This window comes from Vescimonas sanitatis, from assembly GCF_049060325.1.
Taxonomy (GTDB): Bacteria; Bacillota; Clostridia; order Oscillospirales; family Oscillospiraceae; genus Vescimonas; species Vescimonas sanitatis.
In genome coordinates this window covers 211,639-236,704 of the sequence record NZ_JBMGPW010000008.1, presented here as the reverse complement: position 1 = coordinate 236,704, position 25,066 = coordinate 211,639, and the positions used below count along the sequence as shown (strand labels likewise).

Below are 25,066 nucleotides of genomic sequence, written 5' to 3'. Positions count from 1 at the left end.
CTCAAAATAAAACTGCTCACCGTGATTGGCTCATGGTGGGCAGTTTTTCGCAGTACACCACATACCTCTCCCGCCCACCGCTGGCGTAAGGATGGCAGGTCAACAGCGTCAGCAGGTCGCGGTCTTGCTGTATCTTGATCTTGTCCACCTCGTGGGGCTGGATGATCTGAATGTCAGCTACGGTGTAGGTCAGCGTCTCCCATAGATTTGTCAGCGTAACGGTATCGCCAACCTGTAAGCGGTCGATATGCCGGAAGTAGTCCACGCCGCGCCATCCACGGTGACCGGCAATGACGCAGTTGGTGTTATCCCCACCGATGGGTGCGGAGGTATTGCCCAGCACTGCCGCGCCTGCGGCAAGGTGAGCGTCGGATGCACCCAGATAGACCGGCATGATAAGCTCCATAGCAGGTATCTCCAAGACGCCTATTACCTCGTCCTCGATGCCGTAGACAGTCAAGTCGGCGGCGGGCTCCTCGCAGGCTTCAAGGCCGGTGAGGTTGCACTGCTTTTCTGCGTAAAGCTGGCGGTTATACTCTTGTAGAGCCGCCAGCAGTTCGGGGTATTGCTGCTCCGGCTTTCGTTCTTCGAGGAAGCTCTGCACAGCCTCATCTGTGTCGGCTTGCAGCCTTTGTCCCGTGAACAACGGCCACAGCATGACATAGATGCCCGCCACAGCCAGCAGTGCCGCCAGTAAAAGGGATGTCTTACGCATGGCGTTTTCTCCTTATTAAGAAGTACCCGCCGCCTATCACTGCCACCACGCCAAGGCCGGTGCCAAGACCTGTAAGGTAATGCTGCGTCCACGAGGATGCCACAGGTTTTTCTGCGGCGGCAGTCGCTTCCTGTTCGGGGGTGTAGGGAACACGGTGGCCTCGCACCAGCAGCCGGTGGGTGTTGACCCCAAACGGGGTACACGTCACCAGCGTGACCTGATCCTTACCGTCCTCGATTTGCAGCAGACTCGTGTCTGTGGGCAGTACCGTGTGGACGGCGTCTACCTTGTATGCCAGCACCTCACCCAGCACATGGATATAGAACATATCGTCCTCTGCAAGCTGGTCAATGTCCGAAAACAGCTTGGAACTCGCCAGCCCACTGTGCGCCGACAGTACCGCATGGGTGTTGCTGCCGCCCACCGGCAGGGAAGTCCCTGCCACATGACCCACGGCACGCTCCAGCGTTTCCGCGCCCGTTCCGTGCTGCACCGGCAGATATACGTTGATCTTGGGGATGTCGATGTAGCAAATGACGCCTCCCACCGTGAGTTGTTCCGCATACGGCAAGGGAGGGGCAGAAGCCCCTCCCTCAGAAATAGTTGCCGCGCCGGACAGCATGGCGTTGTACTGCTCTGCGGCTTCACGCTGGGCAGTCAGCTCGGCGTCATCGGTGTCCGCGATAACTGCGGTGTAGGTGGTTTCCACATCGGAATGATACTTTTCATTCAAGAGTTCTCCCACCAATGGGTAAAGCAGAAGCCCCAACGCCGCAACGCCGCAGGCTGCCGCCAGTAGCCAGCACTTCACTGCTCGTTCTTATGCTTGCGGGACTTGGCGACGATAAACGCTGCCATGCTCAGCAGCAGGACGCTGCCCACCGTATACATCCAAACGCCATAGCCGCCCGTCTTAGGCAGGTCAAAGCCGGGGTTATTGACCACGGTCAGAGGCACAATGGCGTTGCCCTCGCTCATGGTGACATCCTTGCCGTTGACGGTGGCAGAGGCGGTCAGCAGCTTGGTGCCGCACTTCTCGCACTGGCCGCTCTCGCTGGTCTTGATAATGATTTTGACCGCGTCCTTCAGCAGCACATAGCCCTTGTCGGTAGCAGTTTCGGTCAGGGAATAGGTGTCGTCCTCCAGCCCTTTGACCACGATGTGACCGCTGCTATTGGGAACGAAAGTCGTGGCGTCGGTTTTCTTGGCGGCAAAGCCCTTGGCGTAATACACGCCATCCTTCTGCTCGGCAATCACGAATACATCATCGGTGTCGTTGTGCAGCCGGAACTTCACATTCCGCAGATTGCCACCGTTGTCAGAAAACTGCTTGAGAACGTCAATGCCGTAGGTGTAGACATGGCAGCAGTCCTTGAGGGTATCAAAGTAGGTAGAGTTGGTGCGCTTCCAAGTCAGTACGACCTCGTTGAGGTTGTCGGTATCGCCCAACTTGGCATCGGCGGTCAGGGTGGCAGCGTAGGTAATCCGCATGGTGCAGTCGCTGTAGCCACGCTTGACGCTGTCGGTATACACGGTGGCCGCCTCGTTGATCTCCGCCAGACCGGTATCGGTCATGCGGATGGTCATGGTGTTGGCGGTATCATCGTAACCCACGGTAAATTTGCCGGAGTTCACCGCCCAGGTGGCAATCTTGTCGGTGCAGCCGCTATCCTTGAAGAACTCGATAACGACATCGTTCTTGTTATACCGAATACCCTTGCTCATGGTGTCCACATAGGTGTACTCGCTGAGAGCAGATGCTTTAGACGTGATGGTGGGCAGGGTGCTGATAATCTGATAGTCCACAACATCGCCCACGGAGGCGGTAGCAGTGTGAGCGTAACCGTCCTTGATGTCGGTCAGGCTGCCGGTATTCTTGCCGGTGGAGTTCTTGCTCTCACGCACGGTCTTCTCCAACGTAGGGTTGCCGGTCTGGTTCTTGGGGTAAACGGTCACATCGTAGTTCCATGCCGCACCGTCCACGGTGGTCATGGGCAGGGACACGAAGATGGGATTGCAGGTGGAGGTCACGTTTTCAGGGACGCGGGTTTCCACCACCAGGTACAGGCCCTGCTCCATGTCGGATGCAAAGGTGTGACCGGCAGCGTCCGTCTCGGCCATGGCCGTGCCATTCTTGACCGCAGCTTCCAGCGCGTTCTTGACGGTGGTGGCATTGGCGGACAGGGCAGCGGCCAGCTTATTGTTGAGCATATCGCTGGTGAAGTAGTTGACGCCGCCCTCGGTCTTGTGTGCTTCTGCGCCGGTCAGGCCGATGGCAGACAAGACGGCGGTGCTGCGGTCACTGTTGTCGAAACCATACAGCACACCCACCTGACGCTGACCGTCCACCAGTTCATTGTTCATGGCGATGTCAGCGACGCGGAGGTAGGTAAACTCCACGCCCTGAATGGCGTACTTGCTCAGCTTGTCGATAACCGTGTCGTCATGCAGGCCGGTGGAAACGTAGGACTCAGCATCCCACGCGCCATCGTTGCTGGCCTTGGTGATGTCGTACTTGTAGACGGAAAGGGATGCTTTCTTGCCGGGGTCGATGGTAGGCGCAGAATCTGTTGCGGCAAATGCTGTGGTCATCAGCCCAAGGGCCATAAGCGCCGCCAACAGCAGTGCCAACACGCGATGGATCTTTTTCATTTAGCTGTCTCCTTCATAAAATCAGATTTTTTGCAAAAATAAACACCCATGCAAAGCATGAGTGCTGCAAACAGGAAATAGGTTGTAAATCCCGTTCCGCCCGTGAACGGCAGGACGAATCCCGCATTGTTGCAGGCAGTGATGGTAATGTCTCGGTTATTGCTGTCCAACGTTCCTGTGAACAGCGGCTCGGTCAGGAGGGTGTACCCTGCGGGAGCTTTGGTTTCGGTAATACGATACTGCGCGCCAACCTTGAGGTCGCTCCACTTGGCGATGCCTGTGTTGTCGGTGGTCACTCTGCCGACCTCCGTCCATGTCTTACCGTCTGTGGAAGTTTCCAGCAGCAGCTCCGCACCGGCAAGCGGTGCGCCCGTCGCATCCACCTTGCAGACGCTGATGCTGCCCTTGGCGAGTACGTTCTCGCGTGTGACCTTGATATTGAGGTTTGCTGTGGTCAGGCTGAAATCGTATTTGGTCTCGTCCAGCACATAGCCGTCCACGGTGCTGATCTCCTGATAGAAGTATTTGCCAAGTCGCAGGCCGGAGAATGTCACCTTGCCGGTGACATCGGTCGTGCCATCCACGATCTTATTGCCATCGGCGTCGAAAAGACGATACACCACGCCTGCCAGCGGCTGCTTGGTTTCTGCGTCCACCTTCAAGACCTCAATACTGCCTTTGACTGGCATATTCTCGCGAGTGACCTTCAGCACCTGCCCGTTTTGGTTCAGCACAGCGGAGTACGCCGTGGTATCCAAAACATATCCGTCCGGTGCTTTGAATTCCTTGTAGGTATAGCTGCCCAACCGCAGGTTGGAGAAGGTCAGCTTGCCGTTGGCATCCGTATAGCCCTCCGCGACCTGCTTGCCGGAAGTATCGTATAGGCGGAAGCCCGCACCTTGCAGCGGTGCCTTGTTATCAGCGTCCACCTTGACGATCTCAATACTGGCCTTGGCAGGCGTGTTGGTTCTCTTTTGTGTAATGTTCAGCGCGGTCGCCGTAATGGTGATCTGATACTTGGTGTTGTCCACCACATAGCCGCTGGGCGCGCTGATCTCCTGATAGCTATACTTGCCCTGTGGAAGATCCTTGAACACTGCCTTACCGTCTGCACCGGTGGTCATGTCAGCCACCTTTTTACCATTGGCATCAAATAGCCGATAGGTCACGCCTGCCAGTGCCTTGCCGGTTTCCGCGTCCACCTTATTGATGGTCAGGCTGCCTTTCTCCTCCACAATTTTGACCTTAAAATGAATGTACGCCCACACAGGGTCGGGCAGCGAAGTCAATGCCGCACACGCCTGGTAGTTGCTGCCGTTGCTGGGTTCTAACAGCACAGCCTCCGTGCCCTCCACATCCAGTGCGTAGCCGTAGTCGCTGCTGATATAACCGTTCAGCTTCGCTGCAGCGTCCTTTGTGGCCGTCACGGTCAGTACATTACGCCGCTGGCTGACGGTTACGCCACTGATATTGGTCCGAAAATAGTACTGCGACAGCACACCATTGGTATCGGTGGCTGTACCCACATACTGACTGCCGTCCCATGTCAGCGTAATGGCGTTGGCGTCCGAAAGCTGATTGCGGTACTTCACAGCAAAGCTGGGGATCACGCCATGACCCATGATGCGGTCAATAAGGATGTCATACGCCTCCTGCACGCCGTCGCCGGCGTAGTGGAACAGGTTGGCGCAGGTGGTATCATACAGGGTGTAGGGATAGGTCGTGCCGCGGTAGCCGCACACGAACTCCCAAATCACCGCCTGTGTCGCCAGCTGCGCGCAGTCGGGATGGATGCCATAAAAATCATAGTTGCCGCCGTAGCCATAGGAGAGTGCCAGCGTCACAGCGTACCGCTGATTCCAGCTCAGGCTGCTCCAACTGGTGGAGGAGTAGCTCAGATCGCCGCCGGCAGAGCGAACGGACGGCTCCATGCAATAGGCAGGCACCGTTACGCCCGTATCATCTCTGGTAAAGTATTTCAGCTTTGTGCTGGTAAACGCGCCCCACTGCGGCACGGGCGTTTTGTCCTCATGGTAGCGGTACTCGTTACCGCCGCTGATCGTGCCTGTGACCGTGGCTGCGTGGGCGGTCACGATGGACAGGCCCATGATTGCTACTAAAAGGCATACCAGCGTCAACAGCTTAGGAATTGTTCTCTTCATGCTCGTCCTTTCTCCCAACGCAAAAGACCGGCAGCTCACGCTGTCGGTCTTCTGGTCGGGTATTCAGTTGGTTTATCCGTACAGCACCACCACGATGTATTCGTCCGATGCCGCATTGTAGCGGGCGGTGCAGTTGAACCGCGCATACGCGCTGACCGTTTCCGCGCCGTCCATGGCGGCGAGGCAGGCGAAGGTGGCGTCCACGTTGCCCTTTACGGCGGCGGTCAGTGCCGACTGTCCGCCATTCTCCGCCAGCCATGCCACGCTGTCCGCCGTGCCAGGGAAGTAGCTGGAGTCGGCGGCGGTCATACTGGTGTCGATGGTCACGCCGTACTGCGCTCTTGCGTACTCGTTGCCCGCTTGAATGGCCTCCGCGATGGAGTAGATGTTCCCGCTGGCGGCAGGCTTCGGCGTGGGCGTAGGTTCGGGCGTAGGCACAGGCGCAGGTTGTTCCTCCTGTTTCTCTGCCGGATTCTGTGCAGGTGCCGGCGTGGGTGCGGGCGCAGGTTTATCCTCCGCCACAGGCTCGGGTGTCGCCGGCTCTTTCGGTGCAGTGGGCGGTGCCGTTTCAACAGCTGTAGCCTGCTTTTCTGCGGCGTTATCCGCATTCTCTGATGCATTTGCCCGCTCAGGAGCAACGCTGCTCTCAGCTGTATCGCATCCATCTTCTGTTTGCGGCAGCAGGGATTCGGTCACCGTGCGCTCCTCTTCGTTCTGCTCGGCCTGACTTGCTGCATAGGTAGAGATCATGTTGTTGGACTTGGACGAATCCGAGCCCGGTGCCGGCTGGACTGCGCAGCCTAACAGACACACGGCACTCAAAATAAGTGAAACTAAACGCATTCTTTTTCTCCTCATGGGCGTTCTCTCCTTTACGTAAATATCGCAGCACTGTTTAATGTGCTTTGAAGATATTTACGACTGGAGCCTCGCCTTTTTCAACACTATGTACTGTTATTTGGGTTTTGCGGCGATTGCATTTGCCGCTCGGGCGTGAAACGCTGCTCTGCCTACCACATATAAAACACCCTCTTCCTGTATGCGAAAGACCGCCGAGTTACCACCCGGCGGTCTTTACAATTTTGACTGTACCAAGTATAGCACATGGTGATTTACGGCGAAATCGCAAAACAGTGCCAATCTGCTGCCATCCTCTGCCGATGTAGTGACGTGGCCTTTGGTGTGCCATATATTTTACACTTTTTTAACTGCAATTCTCGTGTTCTCTATGGTAAACTGGTATTGTGCATAATGATAAAGTCAAAAAAGCAGAAGGAGGGCAATATTTGATGAAGCATGATATGTCGTACCTGAAGGACCTGCCCATTGCCGTTTTAGGCGGTGGTGCGGTCGGAAAGACCTGCGCCGCAGATATGAAGCTGGCCGGACGGGAAGTGCGGCTCTATTCCCGCACCCCCAAGGCCGTGGCGAATCTGGATAAGACCGGCATCCTGCTGGATGGCGTACAGCGGAACCTGTACGGCTTTGAGCGGTCAGGTCGCGCGTTTCTGGATCTGGCCAGCAACGATATGGCCGAGGTGGTAAAGGGCGCGGGTCTTATCGTGATTGGCATTACCGCCAACGCGCAGGAGCACTACCTGCGCACTTTGGTGCCGCTGCTGGAGGACGGTCAGGTCGTACATATCTTTACTGATAACTACGCCACGCTTCTGCTGCGCCGCTTCATGCGCGAGGCCGGCTGTACCAAGAAAGTCATCGTGGGCGGCTGGAGCTCCGCTCCCTACGGAACGCGGCTGGAGAAGATCGGCGGCTTTACAATGCCCCATGTAGGCGCGAAATATCGCGCCATTACCCTTCGCGGCGCGACGCAGCCCATGACGGATATCGATGATTTTCTGGAGTCTGCCAAATATTTGCCCTGCATGGACGCCGTCACCCACGGGGATGGCCCTGTGCCCGGAGATACGGTGCTGGATATCGGCTTTTCCAATGTCAACCCGGTGATCCACGTTCCCGCCTCGGTGCTGGGTGTATCGAGCATGGAAAACTGGTCGTCTATCTATGGCAACGACCCCGACAGCTATTCCATGTACTCTCACGGGCTGTGCCCATCCATCTGCCGGGTGCAGTACCAATTCTATCAGGAGGAATGTGCCATTGCCGATGCGATTGGCATCCGCATCCCGGACTATGCCTACGAGTCCTTCTTCTCCCGCCGCAGCATATTGACGCAGGAGTACATGGGCCTTGGCTCCGAAGGCGAGGATAATGTGATCTTCCCGCTGGACAAACCCTGCGACGAGGGTAATACGGGGCCCAACTCCATCGACCACCGCTACATCACCGAGGACATTCCCGTGGGCTGCAAGATCTACCACGACCTAGGCAAAAAGTTCGGCGTACCGACACCGATCATTGACAGCATGATCGTGCTGGGCGGTGCCATGCACGAAACCAGCTTCTTTGAAGACAATCCCTTCGATTTGGACTATCTCGGCATCGGCCATTTGGACAGAGAGCAGCTTCTCCGTTACCTGCACACCGGTCAGCTACCGGCCTGATAGCACAGGCACAACACTGATACGTTCATGATGCTTGAATAATTCACAAAAAAACAGCTGGTCGCATTTGCGGCCAGCTGCTTTTCGCGCATCCTAAATATGCTGCTTGATAATTCGGGTGATGATCCCCAGCGCAACGCCGTGTTCCTCATCCAGATGGGTAACGGCAAAGCTGACATCATCCTTTCGTCCGGGTCTGCGCCGATCATAGCAGGAATGTGCTATGGCATTGGCACCGTTGCTAAGGCGGATATACACAACGCCCTTATGGATATGGGTGACCTTCCCGGCATATTTGCCCTGAATACGGCATTTCTGGAGATTGTCATTCTTGCTGTTGCCGGATACGCTTTTGATGTCGGCTTTAATTCTGATGTGCTCCGGCTCTGTGCGGTCAATCTCCAGCACGCGTACCAGAGTCTTGTCGCCCACAGCATAGCGGTCATGAGCATCGCCGATCCAGTCCCACGAAAGGTCGCGAGCCAGAATGGATGTCTCCACGCCAAACACTTCGACCCGGACGACCTGCTCCGCCACAGCGATCACACGAGCCTCCACCACGCGCCCGTCGTAAATACGATACTGTCCGTCACCGTCCTTACCGAAATAGTAGATCTGCTGCTTCTTCAGCATGGCGTCTTTTCGGCTGGCAACAACGGTTCGGCTTTTGGCGTCGATGCCCTTGACCATAAGATCCACCTCTGCGCCCAGCATCTTATTGAGGATCTTCTGGTGTCGGAGGATCATCTCATTATAGTCAGCACCGTACATATCTGCCGGAAAGTCCAGCACCATCTCCTTCAAGGGAATCACAATGCGGAATCCCTTGTAGTCCACAATGGCAATGGTTTTCCCCGCCTCCGTTCTTTCAATGCCGCTCAGCATACCGGAGAGCATGCGCCGGGTGCGGTAGGCATTGTGAATCTCGTGCCAGATAATGTCCTCCATCTGCGCCTGCGTTTCCGCTTCACCCCGGGCATCCAATGTCAGAATATCTCTCTGATGGACAGCGGCAGGGGCAGGTTCAGCAGAGGCGGCAGCATCCTCAGTAGGCGGCGTAGCCTGTTTCTCCACCTCTACCGTCTTTTTTGCAGCGGTTCGTTTGCGGACGGTGCGCTTCGGCTTTTCAGAGGGCTGGGGATCCTCCGGCACAGTCACCACTTCCGCAGGCTCGTCGAGAACACCCTCTGTAGGTACAGTATCCTCCACAACAGGATCGGCTGCGTTTTCCGGCAAACACTCTTCTGTCACCGGCTGTTCCGCCGTCTCCTCCGGGACGATGGGCAGCACCGGCGCTTCCGGTATCACGGCAAGTTCTTCTGTTTTCTTTCTCGGCATATTACTTTCCTCCTTAGCTCACATTTTGGTTGACATGATGGAATCCTTATCGGTTTTTACAAACTCACTGCGCCTGTTCGGCACCTTCTTTGACTTAATAGGCTGCTCTGTTTGTTTCGGTGCGGGCGAAAACACGGGGCTTTTACGCCATTCCGGGATGTGGGCGGAGGCCTTGCAGTCCCGCAGTTTCTTTGCCTCGTAGTGATTGGTATAGTCGTACTTATCTACCTGCAGCACCTTGTTGCCGCGTGCGATGACCAGCGCGCGGTTTACCGGCAGGCGCAGCACCTCATCCATAGTCAGTAGCTTGCGCTTGCCCACGCCGCTGGTTTCGCGGAACTCCGGCGTGTAGTTGCTGATACGCCATGTACCCAACTGCTTGGCCTTGCTGGAGACATGGACGCTGACCTCCCCGGTGCGGTCACTGAGGAATTTGGCAGTCAGCTCATCGGTGCAGCCCAGTGCAAGCTGATAGTCGCAGCAGCCCAATATCTCCTGCCATTGGTTGTAGGGATACCGGTTCTGCAAGCCCGCCAGATTCTGAAACACGCAGCTCATGCTGACGCCCCGCGAGCGGATCACACTGATCTTCCGGCTCAAGTCTGGAATAACACCGCAGGCTGTCAACTCTTCGCCCAGCACATGAACGGGGACTGGCAGCCTGCGGTCGGCACAGTTTTTATCCGCGTAACGGATCAGCTTGATAAACGCGAAGGACAGAAACAGGGACGTAAGGAAATCAAAGGTGCTGTCCTGATCGGATGTGATGCAGAAATAGGCACAGGGCTGCTTGCCCGGCAGCTCCATGTCAATTTCATCATGGCTGGTGATCTGGCAGATGGGCCGATTCTGAAACACCTGCAAGCGGCTGCCCAGCCCGATGATAACGCCGCTGCGCACCGTATCTGAGGATTGGCTGAACAGCGCATAGGGCGCTCTGGCAGGATGGCTGGCAGGCAGCATGGAAAAAAGGTTGTCCAGTTCTTTCTCCGCGTTCAGCACCAACAGCTTGTAGACCTCTCCGATATTCCGGCTCTCCGATGGATAGCCCAGCGCCACATATAGTACCAACGCTTTCAGCAGGTTCATCTCGGCAGCGTTCCAGAAATGGTCGCCCTTTTCGCTGCCGGTATTCCTGATGATAATGTCGCAGAAGATCTGCGCCATCAGCTCATCACCCTCAATCTCCGCCAGGCAGTTCCATGAATCAGAGTTCTCCGGCTGGATCAGGTTGAACACCTTTACCACGTAGCCCTTGCTGCGCAGATATTCGCTGGTCTTTTCGTAAAGCTCCGATTTCGGGTCGGTGATGATCAAGGACTCCTTGTGGCCGTTGTGGGCCTCGGACGCGCTTTGCAAAATGCGATTGATGCAGTAGGCTCGCGTTTTCATGGAGCCGCTGGCGCCGAACACGGCGATATTGCCGTTAAGCCGGGAGTTCTCGGGAATACACACCACCTGATTGTCCAGCTTGCCCAGTATGACGCCGCTGTGTTTGCGGATATCGGGCACCAGATCAAGGACGCCCTTCATCTCCGCTTTCTCCATGAAACCAGCCGTTCCGTAGGTGCCTTTGTTGGAGTAGGTCAGGTTGCGCTCCGCGTCATACTCCCCAACATCGGAATAGCCCATGCGCATCACCATGACGATCAGCAGGCCCAGCAGCAACAGGCAAAGCCCCACGCCGATAATGCCGCTCTTACTGAGCAGCGCTTCGCAGCAAGCGGAGAGGGACAGCACCGGCGCGGCCGGGGAGCTTCCGTCGCCTGGCGTTCCGCCCGCGTCCTTCCACTGTTGATAGTTTCGGACGAATTGCGATAGATAACCGCCGCCAAACAGCAGCCCTGCCAGAAATAGCGGGAGCGCGAATAGCAGACTTCGCAGTTTCTTTTTTTCTACGGGAAAAACCTCCTCTCGAACGCAGCAAAATCAATGGCCTGCACAACAACCCTGTCGCCGCAGTAGCGGCGCAGCACTTCGGCCTGATGGTCGAAGCAGATCAGGATGCCGTAGCGGTCTTGGAGCCGCAACGCCGTATCGAACCGCCTGATCCGCGGCAGGTCACAGTCATAGGCGAACAGCACCGGCGCACCATCCGGCGTCATGGCGTCATTCTCCACTGTTTCACTCAGCTGCCGGGGCTCCAGATCAAGGAGCAGCAGCTCACGCAGGTCATTGTCCAACTCTTCATCACAGAGGAGGCGCAGCAGCACCTCTCCATGATGGTCGTTGGTCAAGAAGCAGAACCGCTCATAGCTGCCATCCAGAACGAAATAGTTTTTGCCACCCTGATCAGTCAGCAGCTCATAGGCCAGTTCCATGCTATCACCCAGCAGGAGACCCCGCACCGCATCCGGGTGATACTGGTGCGGCATTCGTTCACGGCACAGCACCGTCTGCATGAGTGCCTTTGTCCGCATCTCAGCTTTATAGCTCCATTTCATCAGCGCGTTGCCCATGTTGTAAACCACGTGGATATGCTGCGGTGTCAGCAAAACGCCCACGGACCGGGCACCACGGATTTTAACAAAGGTTGTCCCCATCTCCTTGATCTCACGGGATGAGTAGAAGGCAGGGGTGCAGATGCTACCAGTCGCTGTTTCGCCGGGGCGGAATACGCCGGGTTTTTCATCGCGGAAGATACTAACGTTGGCGTTACGCATGGTGATCAATGTCTGAGAGACACGGTGGAGTCGAAGCCTCTGCTCCGGCTCACTCCTGATGTGGTTGGTGGCACAGGCTCCGGACAGGTAGAAAGAAAACCTCTCCGGGTTGTGCTCCAGCAGCAGCTTTTTCGCCGCGGCGGTGAGCCGGTATCCACGCAGTCCGTTCTTATAGTAGGACAGCAAAAGCCGCTGACGCTTCAGCGACTTGACCACGTTCTCTTTGTAGCTGGTGCCACCGGCGAGCCTGCTCAGTTGGCTGGCCGGCAGCTCACCGGACAGGGCGACCAGCGCCAATAGCTGATAGGCTTGTGATAGGCTACCGGGAGCTTTCTGTGGTAGGGTACTCATACTGACCACCTCCTTCTGGTGTGCAGTACCCAGACTGCCATGACCACGGTATTTTTTCGCCCGCACCGGTCATGTGAAAATGCCCGGAAATACAGGCTTTGCCGTACCATCGTCATGTGTACTGTTTTTGACACGGTCGAAACACTATAAATCGGATATAGATCTGAGCCGATTCTCGCGGTCCGAAAGCCAGCCCTGAAAACGCTCCTTATCCATCACCGACACGCGGGTACAGTCACCGTCGCCGATCTCCGTCGTGTTATAGGCATCGCACAGCAGACCTGTATCATCCTCCATAACGAAAGTGGCAATCACATCCAAAAGCTGCTTGAGCTCCAGATTGTCATAGTCACGCACCCGGTTCGGGGACAGCTCGCGGCTGTAGATATGAGAAAAGCAGACAACACAGTGCCGGAACTTGGGCAGCGTGTGTGTCTGCGCATACTTACTAAGCGTGTAGTAGATGGGGTCTGTCAGATACTCGCAGCTATGCTTCTTGCTCTTCTTAGGCAGTAGGCAGGGGAGCGTGATTTCCAGTATGCCATCTTTCTCTATAACAGAGATGCCCTGCATGACACCAGCCGATGTCAGATACTCGGCTTTTCGGATGGTGGTCGTCTCATAGATCAGGTGCCGCAGCCGGCAGGCAATGACCTCCCCCCGCAGTGCGGCCTCTGTGGACAGCATTTCATAGTTATCTGAATGCCGCTGGATATTCGTGTTGTCCATAGCGTAGAGCGTGTTGGACAGGCGGATGATCTCATTCAAAATGCTCTCTATCCGCTGCGAGAGGGTGGCTCTGTCCACAAGGTTCCTCCTTCCTGAAGTACTGTACGCAGCCCTGCTCATCCACCATGCAGTAGGCGGCGATATGAGGGATGTGCAGGTGCTGCATTTGGTCTTCTTCCTCAATGATAACGAGCCGTTGCCCGGAATCATCTTCCGCGGCCAGCGCGTGCTGCAGCAACGCTTCCTTACCCGGGCCTACATAGACGACCTCATATACCTCGCCATCGGCGAAGAATACCAGCTTTGCCGGCATATTGTCAGGGCTGTGATACTCCACCTTTTCGATAAAGTCCAGCAGCACCCATAGTGCCGCTGTCAGTTCTCTGTCCTCGCGGCAGTCAGGGACATCTCCGTAGCAATCCCGGCCGGTGTTATAAAATATCCGCTGCTGCTTGACCAGATAGCGCAGCAGGTTTTCAATCACGCCCTCCTTGCCCGGATACAGGCGTAGAAGCTGGTCACGGCGTATGCAGTGATAGACGGTTATGTTCCGCAGCAGCTCTGCGGCCTCCTGTCCATAGATCTGTTCTCTGTTTCTCATAGGCGGCATCACCTCCGTAATGCGTATTAACTCCGTATTAAATGCGTATTGATTTTGTAATGCGTGTTATCTCCGTATAAACGCCGTATTAGGCTTCCGGTCGCTTCATGCGGCGCAGCAGGTCAAGCAGCTCACGGCGGTCTGTGGTGATAAGGTCGCGTTCCAGCGGACTGGCCTTGAACTCTACCGTGATATTGTTGTTATTGCTGCTGATCAGGCCGTTACCCCGCTCAAAGTGGGTGATCTCCATGACCTCCGCTTCGGAGAGATGCAATACCTGCTGAACGCGCTGGGCCTCTTCATCCTCCAGATTCAGTATGACTTTCGTGCGGCAGTTGTTGATAATCCCCTTGCCGTACTTGCCGTTGTCCAGGGAGAAGAAGTCGTTCAGATCCTGTGTCGCACAAATGCCGCTGCCGGAATAGGCGCGGATGGTCTTGAAGATCTCCAGCACCATTTCAGCCGCAAGACGGTTGCCGACGCCGAAGGTGCCGGAGCCGCCGCCAATGAGCTGCCAGCATTCGTCGATGAAGATGGCCTTTTCCTCCGTGCGGTTGGCTTTGGCTTTATCCCACACGAAATCCAGAGCTACGAACATGCCGATAGGCAGCAGATCACCGCTGAGTTCCGAGATGTCCAGCACTGTGAATTTGTTGTCCAGATTCACATTGGTCTGCTGGTTGAAGGTGCTGGCCGAGCCGTGTACAAAGCGGTTGATGATGTTGGAAAGGCGTTTGGTATCGCTTTCCTCCTTCAGAACGTCGTAGAGGTCTCCCAACACCGGCATCTGGCGGTAAACGTCGAGGTCATCCGGATCACGGAGAGAGGCATTGTCGTGGGTAATGCCTTTCCGCGCATAGGTGCGGATCAGGGCGTCATCCAGCAGCTGCTTTTCCTCATAGGACATATCCGGGATCAGCAGTGCGAAGAAGATGTGAAGCCTCTGGATCTTGGCTGCCAGTTCAGAGCGTTCGATGCCGGGGCCATCCAGCATGGTTTCTACGGATTTGTCCACCTTGCGGATCTCCAACACATTGATACAGCTCTTGGAGGCGGGGGAGATACTGATGAACTCGCCGCCCGTGTTGACGCAGGCACGGTGGAACTCATGACCCTTCAGGGGTGCCAGCATGAAAACCTGTATGCCCTTGCGCCGCATACGGAGTGCCATCAGCAGGATCAGGAAGGTCTTGCCCGCGCCGCTGGTGCCGCATACGGCAATATTGGCGTTTTTATAAACCTTGGAGTCAAAGATGTCGATGATGACCGGAGAGTTGTTGTACTTGTTCAGTCCGAACAGGATGCCGTTTTCATCACTCAGCTCATAGGACGTGAAGGGATAGCAGCTTGCCACGCCGGTGGTCAGCGCATTGCGCTTGGAGCGTTCAAAGAGGTGTCTCTCCATGCTGACCAGCGGCAGAGACGATAGAAACGCCTGCTCCTCATGAAAGGCGCAGCTGCACACGTCCATATCTCGGGACACGAGCAGTTTTTTCAGTTCATTGACCTTCCATTCCAGTTCATCCACTGTGGGAGCTGTCACTGCGATCAGCAGATTCAGGTAATAAAAGTCCTCGTTGTTGCCCAGCCCTTCCTTCAGGAAGTAGCCGCTTCGGATAGCACCATCCAGATCATCAAAGTCCGTGTTGGTATCGCTGGCGTCCTTGATCTTACTGCGGTTGATACGAAGCTGCTGTCCCAGCCGCTGTACCATGCGGGCTTTCGGCTGGCGGCTGATGAACATATCCAGGTCAATGCCATCCCCGGCGTTGACAATGAGAGACAGCCAGCCGGCCGGCACCTGCGCCTTATAGCCGGTGGAGGGCACCAGCAGATAGGCATAGTAGAGTCCGTCAATACAGATATGCCGCCCGTTGGTGAAGTCGATGCTGTCAGGGGCGAAGAACTCCGTACAGGGAATGGCGTCGATCTCAGATTCCAGTCCTTTCTCCTGATACTGGGCAACGATCCGGCGAACTCGATCCGGCAGCGATGTAGTGGTGTTGCGGCACAGCAAATGGTAGAGGGTATCGACCGTAAATTCATCATCGTTTTCCGGGATCAGCACCTCATTGCCGCATTGCTTGAGATAATTGACTGCGGTGCGGGCTGCCGTTTGCAGGGAGGCGATGGCCTCCGCTTCCTCGTTATCCCGTTTCCGGCCTGCCCATGCCTCATATTCAAATACCATGAAGAACCGGCGCGAGGTGGCTTCCCGTGCACCGATCCGGTCAATGAGCGTCAGGTAGTCCTGCTGCAGCAGGCGGCAGTTTTCATCGGTCTCCTGCGCCATCTCCTGCTGCACGATCTCTCTGTGCCGGTTCAGGTCGGCACGCTTGGCAATGACCTTGATCTGCATTTTGACCGGGCTGATCTTCAGAAACGAAATAAATGAATAGATGATGTTTCGCTGCTCTCTGGCACTGCGCAGCAGGAAGTTGATAGGTATAACTTCGACAATCTTCAGGTAACGGTGATCCCGTGTGTAGATGATGCCGTTTTCGATCTTCTCCACAGGCAGGTATTCCGCCACTGGATTGATGTACTTGGGCGCGTCGTCACCGCTCTTAGCTTTATGCTTCTTCCGTTTCTTTCGCTTGCCCTGTTCTTCTTCGTTGCGTGTAATAACGCGGCGGTTATGGAGATATTTCAGGACAAGAAAGATGAACGAGGAGAGGCTTTCGCCGTTGATGCCAACCAGTGCGATAATGCCCAACGGCAGCGCGGTCAGGCACAGAATGATGATTTTAGCAGTCAATGTCAGGGCGGACACCGAGAACACCGGTATGCCGATAGCCAGCACGATAACCAGTGCCTCGGCTGTGTTGCGGAGCTTCAGCAGTCCGCCGAAAAAAGTCCCGCCTTCAATAAAATTGGGCGGGATGATATAGGTGTCATATTCATTTGGTTTACTCACATTTAGTTCTCCTTCCTACCCTATGATCCAGAAAGGCCCACCAGCACCGGCACGGCCGCTGGCTTCATTCAGGATGATAGCCAGATCCCATGCCTGTTGGCTTCGGGTATAATTGGCAGGGTCGGCCACCAGTATCTTTCCGTTCTCCACACCGCGCAGCACGATGAAGTGTCCTGAGCTGGTGAAATGACCTTTCAGCATGATTGCCACCACCAGCTTGCCTTGAGAGAGCGCATCCACAATGCGCTGCCCTTCTGTTTTCCCGCAGCCTTGTACCGGAAGCTCCCACGCTTTGGCAGCACCGGGGATCAGCGAATGGTAGGAACCGCTTCTACTGCACCAGTAACCGTTTTCATAGGCCCAACGTGCCATCTCAACGGGATCGACCGTCTCGTTGGTCAAAGAAGATACCACCATTGCCATACAGGTAGGCCCGCAGCCGTAAGTGCCGATGTCGTCGGTGCCGTAGGGCTTGTGCGCGTACCGCTTGTCCAACTGATTATAGTAGACCACCTGCGTCGCGCCATCCGAAAAGCGAATGTCGCCCAAAGATACAAGGCCGGCGGACTCGGCGGGCAGCAAGCCCTGCATCATACCATCGCCCAGGAATACGCTCAGGTTCTGGGCGTAGTTTTCCGCCAATCCCTTTTGTTCGTCCGACAGAGCGAATATCTTATCCTCAAAATAGGCTTCTCCGTTGTAGACGATGGTATATATCTTCCATATCTCTGTTACTTCCGTTTCCGTCACCGTGACCTTACCGGTTTTGGGATCTGTATTCGTTTCCGTTACCGTAGTCGTGCGAGACTCCTCCGTGCTCGTGAAGGTATAGAGGGCGTCCTTGGCCTTACGGATCACATCCTCCATATCCTTGAGGGAGATAGATGCGTAGTCCTGATTTTTGGCGGCACAGTACATGGCAATGAAGCGGTTGGCATTGTATGCCGGGGAGCTTTCGTATGGATTGATGATCTCCTTCTGGTCAGCGCCGGAAGCGGTAAAATCCGTGCCAATACGGGCGCGAACATCCTCCTGCCCTTCCTCCAGCAAGTCGCTGATTGCCTGCGAGATCTGATTGATGTTCTCCGCAATGGCGGCGTTGTCAGTAAGAATCGGTGTGTCTGGACTTCCTTCAACCCCTGCCTTGGTCAACCCGCCGAAGATCAGGGAAGGCAGCAGCATGATGAACAAGATGGGAAGCACCAGCAACCCGGCAATGATGGCAGCAGCCGCCTTGCGATGTGTCCAGAGTGCCGCTGCCGCCGCACCGTAAGGGCCTGCGGCAGCAGCACCTTTTGCCGCGCCGCTTACCGCTTTTCCGGTTTTGATGGCGCCGCGCACAGCGCCGGCAGCGTGTGCGCTGATCTCAGCGGCTTCGTTTAGACCGCTGCGTTCTTGCTGGGTCATATCAGGTCTTGTCCTTTCTGCGAGGCGGGTCAGGCAGACGCCGGATCAGGCTCTCACGATAGGAAATGCCGCCATCCGGATTCTGATAGGGCTTTTTCTCCACTACGTCCTGTGCGTACTGCCTATACCATTTTGCGCCGTCCACAGTGGTGACGGTGGTGTATTCCCGTTTTGGCTCCATATACTGTTCAGTGCTGTACATGGCAAAGGCACGACCGGCAGGTTCTTCCTCAGAGGTCTCCGTGCCGGTGATATGCCCACCGCCGATCTCCACATTGGAGAAGTTCGGAATATCCGCCGCGCCTTCACCAAGAGCCGTATAGCCCATATAGGACTTGAGAGCGTCCGCCGCCATATTGCCGGACATGACATCCCCAGATCCCGCACCGCCGGTGGCAATCCGGCTGATAACGTTATTGGCAATATCGCCGCCCTTGGTCATAGAGGCACGGAACGCCATGCCGCCAACGCCGCCGCTGCCTGTGCCGGTGGCGTTTCGGTATGCGCCGTTATAGAAGCTACGATTGGCAACACCGGCCAGACCGCCTTGCAGGAAGGTATTGCTGTCACCGCCACTGCCACCGGTGCTTCCGGCTCGCCCTGCATTACCGCCTCGACCTCGTCCGGCGACGCCACGGGCGGCAGCGATGCTCCGCGCGGCCAGCATCGCTTCTGCCAGCATAGAGCCACCTGTATGGCCCACATTGATGCCAAGGCCCTGCATGAAGCTGTCGATCTTCTGTGAGATCTTCAAAAATGCCACTGCGCACAGAAACCAAACGAACAGGTTTCCGGCCACGCCTTCTTTACCGGAAGCTGAGACCTGAGACTGCACATCCGATTCCGTCAGAGCAAAGGCAGGGATTGTGAGCGCACATATAGCCAGTACGGACAACACGATCCCTGTGATGTATTTCGTTTTTTGATTCATGATCGTCTCCTATATGGATAAGGGGTTTGCCAGGAAGGTTCCCACCATGGTGATGAACAGGCGAAGGCACCATGCGTTCATCAGCAGTAGAAATATCTGGCCGCCGAACATCCGGCACCACGCCTTGAAGATGTTGGAGGTAGCCTGCGCCGCGCCCGTAGCAAAAGCCACCGGCGCCGTGAATACCAGAACGCCCAGGAGCACATAACGCTCCGCCGCCTCAAATAGCAGCTTGATATAGTTCCACGCCAATATAAGGACGAGGATCAGGGCGATTAGAGCCACCGCGCCGTTGGCGCAGACCCCAAGGATGGTAAGTATGACCGAATTGAAGTCGGCAAAGTTCAGTGTGGGCAGCTCAGACGACATGATCCACGCGTAGGGTGTCCCGCCGATTTTCAGTATCAGCTCCACGATTTCATCTGCGAAATAGGCCAGCAGGATAAACAGCACGGAGCGGATTGTCAGTTTTACCGGGTCTTCTGCCTCTACGCCTGCTATAAGGCCGTAGTTCTTGAATAGCTGCCAGATCAGGTTCAGCAGGATCATGCCGATAGCCAGTGCCACGAAGATGTTGTACATCGTCTCCGCGGCAGGGAAGTAGCGCAGGAAGGTGGTCATGTCGCAGCCCAGAGCCCCCAGCACAGAGGTGTTGATAAGGTCAAGACCGTACATGACCTGTTCCGCGATCCATTCTACAATGCCATCTAATATGCCCATAGCACTTCTCCTTTCTCAGCCGGGCAGCTTGGCGTTATCCGTTCCATCTGCCATCCGCGAAGAAGGGCGTCACATAGGACATGATGAAGCCCAAACCGTTAAGGATTGCCCATGTGATGATGATACGCTTGAGCCAAGCGCGACTCTCGTCCACAGTGCGGCCGCTGCGGGAGAAGTTCATCATCAGCAGTGCCACCGACGCGGTGACAATGGCGGCAATGGTGGAGATAAGAAGAATCTGGTTATAGACATCCTTCATGATCTCATTGGCCTTCTCCCAGACGGTGGCGGCAAAGACAGGCTGGCAAAGCATTGCGGCCATGGTCACGCCCGCGAAGGCCGCGTATAGTGCCATGCCGGGACTTGCCCTGTGGAGATGTGTCTTGGTCAGGTCATGTTTTTTCACTCGTGATACCTCCTGTGATAGAAAAAATGTGGAGGGGCTACTCTCTAAAAGTCGCCCCTCTTGGACTGCCCAAATACCCGGAAACAAAATAACACCACCCCGAAAGATGGTGTTACTCGTATCGCCTTGGCATAGTTTTGAGCATACACAGTATAGCACACTTGGTTTTACGCCGAAATCGCAAAACCGTGCCAATGTTGTGGCGGGAGAGTGCCATTGGAGATCGGGTCATGTATTTGCTTCCGGCACAAACTTTTCCAGCAGTGCCAGGCTCTCCTTCGAAGAATACCCCCACAGCACCGAGCTCAAGGCATCAATCGCCATCTGACGCTTGCGGAAGTAGGTGCGGTAGCTGATGTCCCGAATGTGCGGCTCCAGCTTGTCGATGATCTCCTGCGTGTTCGCCAACTGCTGCGGTGACAGGTAGGTGTAGTACAGGAGCCAGTAATAGCTCTCACCGTATTTGTGCTTTGTCCGCAGCAGCTCCACGGAGGTATCCAGCAGCTTCAACATCTTGTAGCTGCGCTCGATGCAGCGGGCATGATCCTCAATCGCCGAGCCCTCGAAGGTGATGCCGGCCACATAGAGGGATTCCAGAAACTCCTCTATGCTGCTGCCATACTCGATCTGGAACTGCCGACGTACCTGCTGCACGGACAGCTCCAGGCTCCACACCACGTCCCGGTACTTGCGCAACAGCATCCACGTGTCATGGTACAAGGGGTTCTCGGTCACTTTGTGTTCCTGTGCAGTCTTTTTCATCGTTCGACCTCCTTATCGCCGCGCATCCCTGTCGGGTGCAATCTGAGTTCAAAGTGATAGACTTCATGAGCGTCACCGCAGGTGACCACCAGTTGAAGCCACCGGCGCAGCGGAGGCACCCCTTCTATCGTAACCTCGCAGTCGTCGGATAATGGTAATAACATATATTTAGATTTAGGGCATGAAGCGCAAGGCAGCCCTTGTGCTACAAGGATTTCACGCATCTTTCGCTCGATTCGATGGCGGTTCATTTCTGAAACGCTACCGGCCTCATTTGAACCGCTGGATGCCGCAGTGGTCAGGGTGGTTTCTTCCTGAAGCTCCAGCTTGATGCCAAGGCTCATGGCGATCTCCTCCTTATCCACCACGATGTCAGAAATTTGGAACATGGTGGAGAGATAGTTCTGGAGGTAGATCGTGGTGCCGTGCGTACCGGGGAAAGTTGTCAGTTGCAGATAGCCCCGTTCAGCCATGCGCTTGAGGTATCGACCGGCAGTTGCCTTAGAGACGCCCCAGCGGGATGCCAGTTCCGCGTAGCTGACCAGCGGGCAGCCTGTACCGTTGCGGAGATAGACCACCGGCCCGATGTCTGAGCCGAGAACCTGCGGATCGTTATAGACGGTGTTCAGCCACAAATCCAGTACGGCGTCCATCTCTGAGCAGTGACCGGCACTGACCAGTTCTGTGGCCGTAGAGACAGGGAAGAAGAAAAAGCCGGTATCTTTCTGACAAGGCGCGTTGTAGTCAAGGATCGTGTTGTGACGCCGCCAGCCCCGAATCTTGAATTTGACCAGCTTGCCATGTCCGAGAACGAGAAAACTGATAAACCCTTTCTTTTGCAGTCCCTCCAAAGCGGCCAAGGTCTGGCGGCGGAAGCGAGTGCGGAAATACCGGGACAATTCCTCCACAGACATAATCCATTCGCCGGGGTAGATGGTGTAACTAATGCCATCAATGCGCTTGTATGAGGTGCGGAAGTTGGCATAGGCGCATAGCACGACAAAATAAAAAAGACCGGAGCCTCCGCTCACGCGAATGCTCCGGTCTGCTATCAAGGCTTGTACGAACTGTCGGTAGATCCGGCAGCGTGGATAGTCTACGATCTGTTTGATCTCAAGTGTATATTCTGACATAGAAACCTCCTGAAATGCGCTTCCCTAGCGGGAAGCCGTGTGTTATAATTGGCATAGAGCAAAAGCGGCGCAGCATTACCGAATGTGGAATGATGTTTCGCCGATAATGCTGCGCCATTGCGCTATTTAGATGTTGGTACGATTCATGTGCCTGATGGTTTATTTCTTGTTTTGTCTGAACCCCAATGAACCGAATCCCTTAGAGGTAAAAACCTAAAGGTGCGTTTCTTGCGTGGTTGGGCCAACAAAATCGGTCATCTCATGGCTCTTCACTTGGAGTTGACACCAACGCTGACACCAACCGCTGTAAGATTTCATGGTACGGGATGGGAGCAAAGACGAATACAGATTCCTCCGAACCCTTGAAAATACTGACTTCCTGGGATCATATGCGCCACTATGGGACTATAAGAAATTCACGGTGCATTTCTCATAACCCGGAGGTCGGAGGTTCAAGTCCTCCCTCCGCAACCAGAAAGTCCTGATTTCTTGCGAAATCAGGACTTTTTCCGTACTTTTGCGCCTAATATCTTACTTGCCGTTTTTTCTGACCCAAACGCTGACCCCAACGGGAGCGGATATCTGTCCGTCGACAAGGGACAACACGGCTCCTATCTGCCCATTCAGTTAGAGCCGGACACGGTGATCTACTTCTATCCCTGGTAGGGCATATAAGCGACAAAGCGATCTGGCGGCGGGCAGTATCTGTCCGCCGCCCTTTGTATCCTGAAAACCACTCACTGGGCGAGTGGTTTTCGATATACAAAAAGAGAAGGCCCGTACGGGCCTTCCCTTGCTTTTCATTGATCGCTACGCGGGCAGGCTGCTGCCCGCGGGACGGTCATTTGCGTTTGGCGGAGTCCACCACCACCGCCTGGGCGGCGGCCAGCTTCAGATCGTGGCGCAGGCGCAGGGGCGGCAGCTGCTGGCGCAGCAGCTCCACGGACAGGCCGTACTGTTTGGACAGCTCGGCATACTTGGCGTCCACGTCGGCCTCGGAAATGTCGATTCCCTCCCGGCGTGCGATCTCGGTCATGGCCAGCTCATAGCGCGCCGCCGCGGCGGCCTGCTCGCGGGCGTGGTCACGCAGCTGCTCCATCGTGGTGTTCCCCATCTCCAGATACTGCTCCAGGGACACGCCCTGGGCCTGCAGGTGGCCGCGCAGCTCGTTGATCAGCCCGTCCAGCTGGTTCTCCACCATGGCGGCGGGAATGGTAACGGTCATGGCCTCCGTCACCTGGCGGATCAGGTCATTGGCGAACTGCTCCGCCGCCTGGGCCTGCTTTTTCTGCACCGCCGTCTCCATGACGGCCCGGCGTAGGGCAGAGACATCGGCAAAGCCCTGCCGGCGGGCGAAATCATCGTTCCACTCCGGCATGGCCCGCCGGGTGATCTGGTGGACCTTGATATGGAACACCGCGTCCTTGCCGGCCAGCTCCGGGACGTACTCCGTGGGGAAGGTGACCTTTACGTCGCGCTCCTCGCCCACGGCGGCGCCGGCCACCTGCTCCTCAAAGCCGGGAATGAAGTAGCCGCTGCCCAGCAGCAGGGGATACTGCTCGCCCTTGCCGCCCTCAAAGGGCACGCCGTCCACAAAGCCCTCGAAGTCCAGCGTCACCTCGTCGCCCATGGCGGCTCTTTCCGGATGCTGCACCTCGGGGTTGGCCCGGGCGTACTCGTCCAGGGCGGCCTCGGTATCGTCATTGCTCAGCTCCACCTGGGGGTAGACGGCGGACAGGCCCTTGTACTGTCCCAGCTCCACCTCCGGGTACAGATCGATGACGGCGGCGAAGGTATAGCCGTCTGGGCCGATGGTCTCCACCGACAGGGTGGGGGTCCCGGCGATCTGGATATCGCTCTGGCTGATGGCCTCCACCAGCGCCTGGGGATAGGTGTCGTTGACGGCCTCCTGGTACAAAAACTCGGGGCCGTAGGCCTGTTCCAGGTTTTCACGGGTAGGCTCGCCGGCCACGGGGCAGACGGACTTGACGCCCTGGTAGCATTTGGCCAGGGACGCCTGCCAGGTGTCCTTGTCCACGGCGATAGTCAGGCGCACCTGGCGCTGTTCGGGAAGCTCCTCCCGCTTGATGATCTGCATGGCAGTTCCTCCTGTGTCTGTATTGGAGACAGTATACTATACGCCGCCCCGGTTTGTCCAGTCCGTTCAACACCTGCGGCGGTTTGTCTGAGTTGTAAAAATTCTGTGATATTTGCGGGGCGGGGGTTGCCTTTTCCGGGGCGGTTCTGGTACAATACGGGATACGAAATCATCAAGTCTGTCGGAGGGATCGTATGCAGGCGATCAAGCAATTCTTCAAGACCCATCCCCACGCCTGGTGGGGCGCGTATCTGCCGGTCTATCTGGCGATGTTTTTTACCATCGAGCACTTTATTACCGATAACTACTGGGCCACACAGACGGTGCTGGACACCTATATCCCCTTCTGCGAGTGGTTCATCTTCCCCTATGTGTCCTGGAGCCCGCTGCTGGTGGTGCTGGGCGTCTATCTGATCCTGAAGGACGCCGAGGGCTTCCGCCGGTATATGTGGTTCATCATGGTGACGTTCACCACAGCGGTGGTGTTCTGCATTCTGGTGCCCAACGGGCAGGATCTGCGTCCGGCGGTGATGGCGCACCACAATGCCGCCACCTGGCTGGTGGAGTACACCTATTCCATCGACACCAACACCAACGTCTTCCCCAGCGTGCATATTCTGGGCTGCATGGCGGCTGTGGCGGCGGTGTGGCACACGCCGGGACTGCGGAAGCCCGGCTGGCGCTGGGGCGTGACGCTGTACGCTATCCTCATCATGGCGGCCACCGTGTTCGTCAAGCAGCACGCGGCCATCGATGTGCTGGCCGGACTGCTGACCGGCGCCATCGCCTATGTGTTCGTGTATGTCATCGTTGGCCGGCGCCGCGACAGGCGGCTGGGCCGGGATCGCTGAAAAAGCGCCCTGCGGGGCGCTTTTTTGCGGCCTTTTTGCGGCGGCAACTTGACAAGTCACATGGCGGCGGGTAAAATGTGAAGTTGGCACACACCCTATATACTAACA

At 56.1% G+C, this 25,066-nt stretch carries 20 protein-coding genes; 2 read left to right on the top strand and 18 right to left on the bottom strand.

What is annotated here, in order from left to right; genetic code table 11:
- Window positions 1-16: 16 nt before the first annotated feature.
- From ACOMDU_RS10910 to ACOMDU_RS10890, 5 genes are all read right to left on the bottom strand, one after another.
- Window positions 17-715 (bottom strand): class C sortase, encoded by a 699-nt coding sequence (locus ACOMDU_RS10910; RefSeq protein ID WP_421130334.1) that lies wholly within the window; start codon window positions 713-715, stop codon window positions 17-19.
- Window positions 708-1,526: a class C sortase gene (locus ACOMDU_RS10905; RefSeq protein WP_421130333.1), complete on the bottom strand. Its 819-nt coding sequence runs from the start codon at window positions 1,524-1,526 to the stop codon at window positions 708-710. The genes ACOMDU_RS10910 and ACOMDU_RS10905 overlap by 8 nt, the downstream gene beginning before the upstream one ends.
- On the bottom strand, window positions 1,523-3,367 hold the full coding sequence (locus ACOMDU_RS10900) for a SpaH/EbpB family LPXTG-anchored major pilin (protein WP_421130332.1): 1,845 nt from the start codon (window positions 3,365-3,367) through the stop codon (window positions 1,523-1,525). The genes ACOMDU_RS10905 and ACOMDU_RS10900 overlap by 4 nt, the downstream gene beginning before the upstream one ends.
- A complete protein-coding gene (locus ACOMDU_RS10895) occupies window positions 3,364-5,529 on the bottom strand; it encodes a SpaA isopeptide-forming pilin-related protein (RefSeq protein ID WP_421130331.1) in 2,166 nt (721 codons plus the stop codon). The genes ACOMDU_RS10900 and ACOMDU_RS10895 overlap by 4 nt, the downstream gene beginning before the upstream one ends.
- Window positions 5,530-5,601: 72 nt before the next feature.
- Window positions 5,602-6,372, bottom strand: a complete 771-nt coding sequence (locus tag ACOMDU_RS10890) for a hypothetical protein (protein WP_421130330.1) — start codon at window positions 6,370-6,372, stop codon at window positions 5,602-5,604.
- Between the two features lie 446 nt (window positions 6,373-6,818).
- Here ACOMDU_RS10890 and ACOMDU_RS10885 point away from each other — a divergent pair, with 446 nt between their 5' ends.
- A complete protein-coding gene (locus ACOMDU_RS10885) occupies window positions 6,819-8,051 on the top strand; it encodes an NAD/NADP-dependent octopine/nopaline dehydrogenase family protein (protein ID WP_421130329.1) in 1,233 nt (410 codons plus the stop codon).
- A gap of 93 nt (window positions 8,052-8,144) precedes the next feature.
- On the opposite strand, the gene ACOMDU_RS10880 is transcribed toward ACOMDU_RS10885, so the two are convergent.
- The 13 genes from ACOMDU_RS10880 to tig form a co-directional block, all read right to left on the bottom strand.
- Window positions 8,145-9,389: a S1 RNA-binding domain-containing protein gene (locus ACOMDU_RS10880; protein ID WP_421130328.1), complete on the bottom strand. Its 1,245-nt coding sequence runs from the start codon at window positions 9,387-9,389 to the stop codon at window positions 8,145-8,147.
- Between the two features lie 18 nt (window positions 9,390-9,407).
- Window positions 9,408-11,273, bottom strand: a complete 1,866-nt coding sequence (locus ACOMDU_RS10875; protein WP_421130361.1) for a VirD4-like conjugal transfer protein, CD1115 family — start codon at window positions 11,271-11,273, stop codon at window positions 9,408-9,410.
- A gap of 11 nt (window positions 11,274-11,284) precedes the next feature.
- The gene (locus ACOMDU_RS10870; RefSeq protein WP_421130327.1) at window positions 11,285-12,403 is read right to left on the bottom strand and encodes a hypothetical protein; all 1,119 of its coding nucleotides are present in this window, start codon (window positions 12,401-12,403) and stop codon (window positions 11,285-11,287) included.
- 144 nt (window positions 12,404-12,547) lie between these two features.
- Complete coding sequence (locus ACOMDU_RS10865; protein WP_421130326.1) at window positions 12,548-13,210, bottom strand: DUF6100 family protein; 663 nt, start codon at window positions 13,208-13,210, stop codon at window positions 12,548-12,550.
- The gene (locus tag ACOMDU_RS10860) at window positions 13,164-13,733 is read right to left on the bottom strand and encodes a DUF5697 family protein (protein ID WP_421130325.1); all 570 of its coding nucleotides are present in this window, start codon (window positions 13,731-13,733) and stop codon (window positions 13,164-13,166) included. The genes ACOMDU_RS10865 and ACOMDU_RS10860 overlap by 47 nt, the downstream gene beginning before the upstream one ends.
- 88 nt (window positions 13,734-13,821) lie before the next feature.
- The gene (locus ACOMDU_RS10855) at window positions 13,822-16,650 is read right to left on the bottom strand and encodes a VirB4 family type IV secretion system protein (protein WP_421130324.1); all 2,829 of its coding nucleotides are present in this window, start codon (window positions 16,648-16,650) and stop codon (window positions 13,822-13,824) included.
- 15 nt (window positions 16,651-16,665) lie between these two features.
- Window positions 16,666-18,057: a C39 family peptidase gene (locus ACOMDU_RS10850; protein WP_421130323.1), complete on the bottom strand. Its 1,392-nt coding sequence runs from the start codon at window positions 18,055-18,057 to the stop codon at window positions 16,666-16,668.
- A 1-nt stretch (window position 18,058) separates the two neighbouring features.
- Entirely contained in the window at window positions 18,059-18,988 is a 930-nt protein-coding gene (locus ACOMDU_RS10845) for a hypothetical protein (protein WP_421130322.1), read from the bottom strand.
- A 9-nt stretch (window positions 18,989-18,997) separates the two neighbouring features.
- Window positions 18,998-19,708 (bottom strand): hypothetical protein, encoded by a 711-nt coding sequence (locus ACOMDU_RS10840; protein WP_421130321.1) that lies wholly within the window; start codon window positions 19,706-19,708, stop codon window positions 18,998-19,000.
- A 34-nt stretch (window positions 19,709-19,742) separates the two neighbouring features.
- Window positions 19,743-20,114 carry a fimbrial protein gene (locus ACOMDU_RS10835; RefSeq protein WP_295300515.1) on the bottom strand — a complete coding sequence of 124 codons (372 nt, stop codon included), beginning with the start codon at window positions 20,112-20,114 and terminating at the stop codon, window positions 19,743-19,745.
- Window positions 20,115-20,342: 228 nt separating this feature from the next.
- Window positions 20,343-20,876: a hypothetical protein gene (locus ACOMDU_RS10830; protein WP_421130320.1), complete on the bottom strand. Its 534-nt coding sequence runs from the start codon at window positions 20,874-20,876 to the stop codon at window positions 20,343-20,345.
- Window positions 20,873-22,009, bottom strand: coding sequence for a MarR family transcriptional regulator (locus tag ACOMDU_RS10825; protein WP_421130319.1), 1,137 nt, complete (start codon window positions 22,007-22,009; stop codon window positions 20,873-20,875). The genes ACOMDU_RS10830 and ACOMDU_RS10825 overlap by 4 nt, the downstream gene beginning before the upstream one ends.
- Window positions 22,010-22,850: 841 nt before the next feature.
- A complete protein-coding gene (gene tig / locus ACOMDU_RS10820) occupies window positions 22,851-24,107 on the bottom strand; it encodes a trigger factor (protein ID WP_421130318.1) in 1,257 nt (418 codons plus the stop codon).
- Between the two features lie 194 nt (window positions 24,108-24,301).
- Here tig and ACOMDU_RS10815 point away from each other — a divergent pair, with 194 nt between their 5' ends.
- On the top strand, window positions 24,302-24,958 hold the full coding sequence (locus tag ACOMDU_RS10815; RefSeq protein ID WP_421130317.1) for a phosphatase PAP2 family protein: 657 nt from the start codon (window positions 24,302-24,304) through the stop codon (window positions 24,956-24,958).
- Window positions 24,959-25,066: the final 108 nt, after the last annotated feature.

What these genes read in the sequence shown, in the direction of transcription:
- ACOMDU_RS10880 (WP_421130328.1), bottom strand. Translation starts at nt 9,389, where the DNA reads ATGCCGAGAAAGAAAACAGAAGAACTTGCCGTGATACCGGAAGCGCCG.
- ACOMDU_RS10870 (WP_421130327.1), bottom strand. Translation starts at nt 12,403, where the DNA reads ATGAGTACCCTACCACAGAAAGCTCCCGGTAGCCTATCACAAGCCTAT.
- ACOMDU_RS10900 (WP_421130332.1), bottom strand. Translation starts at nt 3,367, where the DNA reads ATGAAAAAGATCCATCGCGTGTTGGCACTGCTGTTGGCGGCGCTTATG.
- ACOMDU_RS10860 (WP_421130325.1), bottom strand. Translation starts at nt 13,733, where the DNA reads ATGAGAAACAGAGAACAGATCTATGGACAGGAGGCCGCAGAGCTGCTG.
- ACOMDU_RS10910 (WP_421130334.1), bottom strand. Translation starts at nt 715, where the DNA reads ATGCGTAAGACATCCCTTTTACTGGCGGCACTGCTGGCTGTGGCGGGC.
- ACOMDU_RS10850 (WP_421130323.1), bottom strand. Translation starts at nt 18,057, where the DNA reads ATGACCCAGCAAGAACGCAGCGGTCTAAACGAAGCCGCTGAGATCAGC.
- ACOMDU_RS10815 (WP_421130317.1), top strand. Translation starts at nt 24,302, where the DNA reads ATGCAGGCGATCAAGCAATTCTTCAAGACCCATCCCCACGCCTGGTGG.
- tig (WP_421130318.1), bottom strand. Translation starts at nt 24,107, where the DNA reads ATGCAGATCATCAAGCGGGAGGAGCTTCCCGAACAGCGCCAGGTGCGC.
- ACOMDU_RS10895 (WP_421130331.1), bottom strand. Translation starts at nt 5,529, where the DNA reads ATGAAGAGAACAATTCCTAAGCTGTTGACGCTGGTATGCCTTTTAGTA.
- ACOMDU_RS10825 (WP_421130319.1), bottom strand. Translation starts at nt 22,009, where the DNA reads ATGTCAGAATATACACTTGAGATCAAACAGATCGTAGACTATCCACGC.
- ACOMDU_RS10840 (WP_421130321.1), bottom strand. Translation starts at nt 19,708, where the DNA reads ATGGGCATATTAGATGGCATTGTAGAATGGATCGCGGAACAGGTCATG.
- ACOMDU_RS10885 (WP_421130329.1), top strand. Translation starts at nt 6,819, where the DNA reads ATGAAGCATGATATGTCGTACCTGAAGGACCTGCCCATTGCCGTTTTA.
- ACOMDU_RS10845 (WP_421130322.1), bottom strand. Translation starts at nt 18,988, where the DNA reads ATGAATCAAAAAACGAAATACATCACAGGGATCGTGTTGTCCGTACTG.
- ACOMDU_RS10830 (WP_421130320.1), bottom strand. Translation starts at nt 20,876, where the DNA reads ATGAAAAAGACTGCACAGGAACACAAAGTGACCGAGAACCCCTTGTAC.
- ACOMDU_RS10890 (WP_421130330.1), bottom strand. Translation starts at nt 6,372, where the DNA reads ATGCGTTTAGTTTCACTTATTTTGAGTGCCGTGTGTCTGTTAGGCTGC.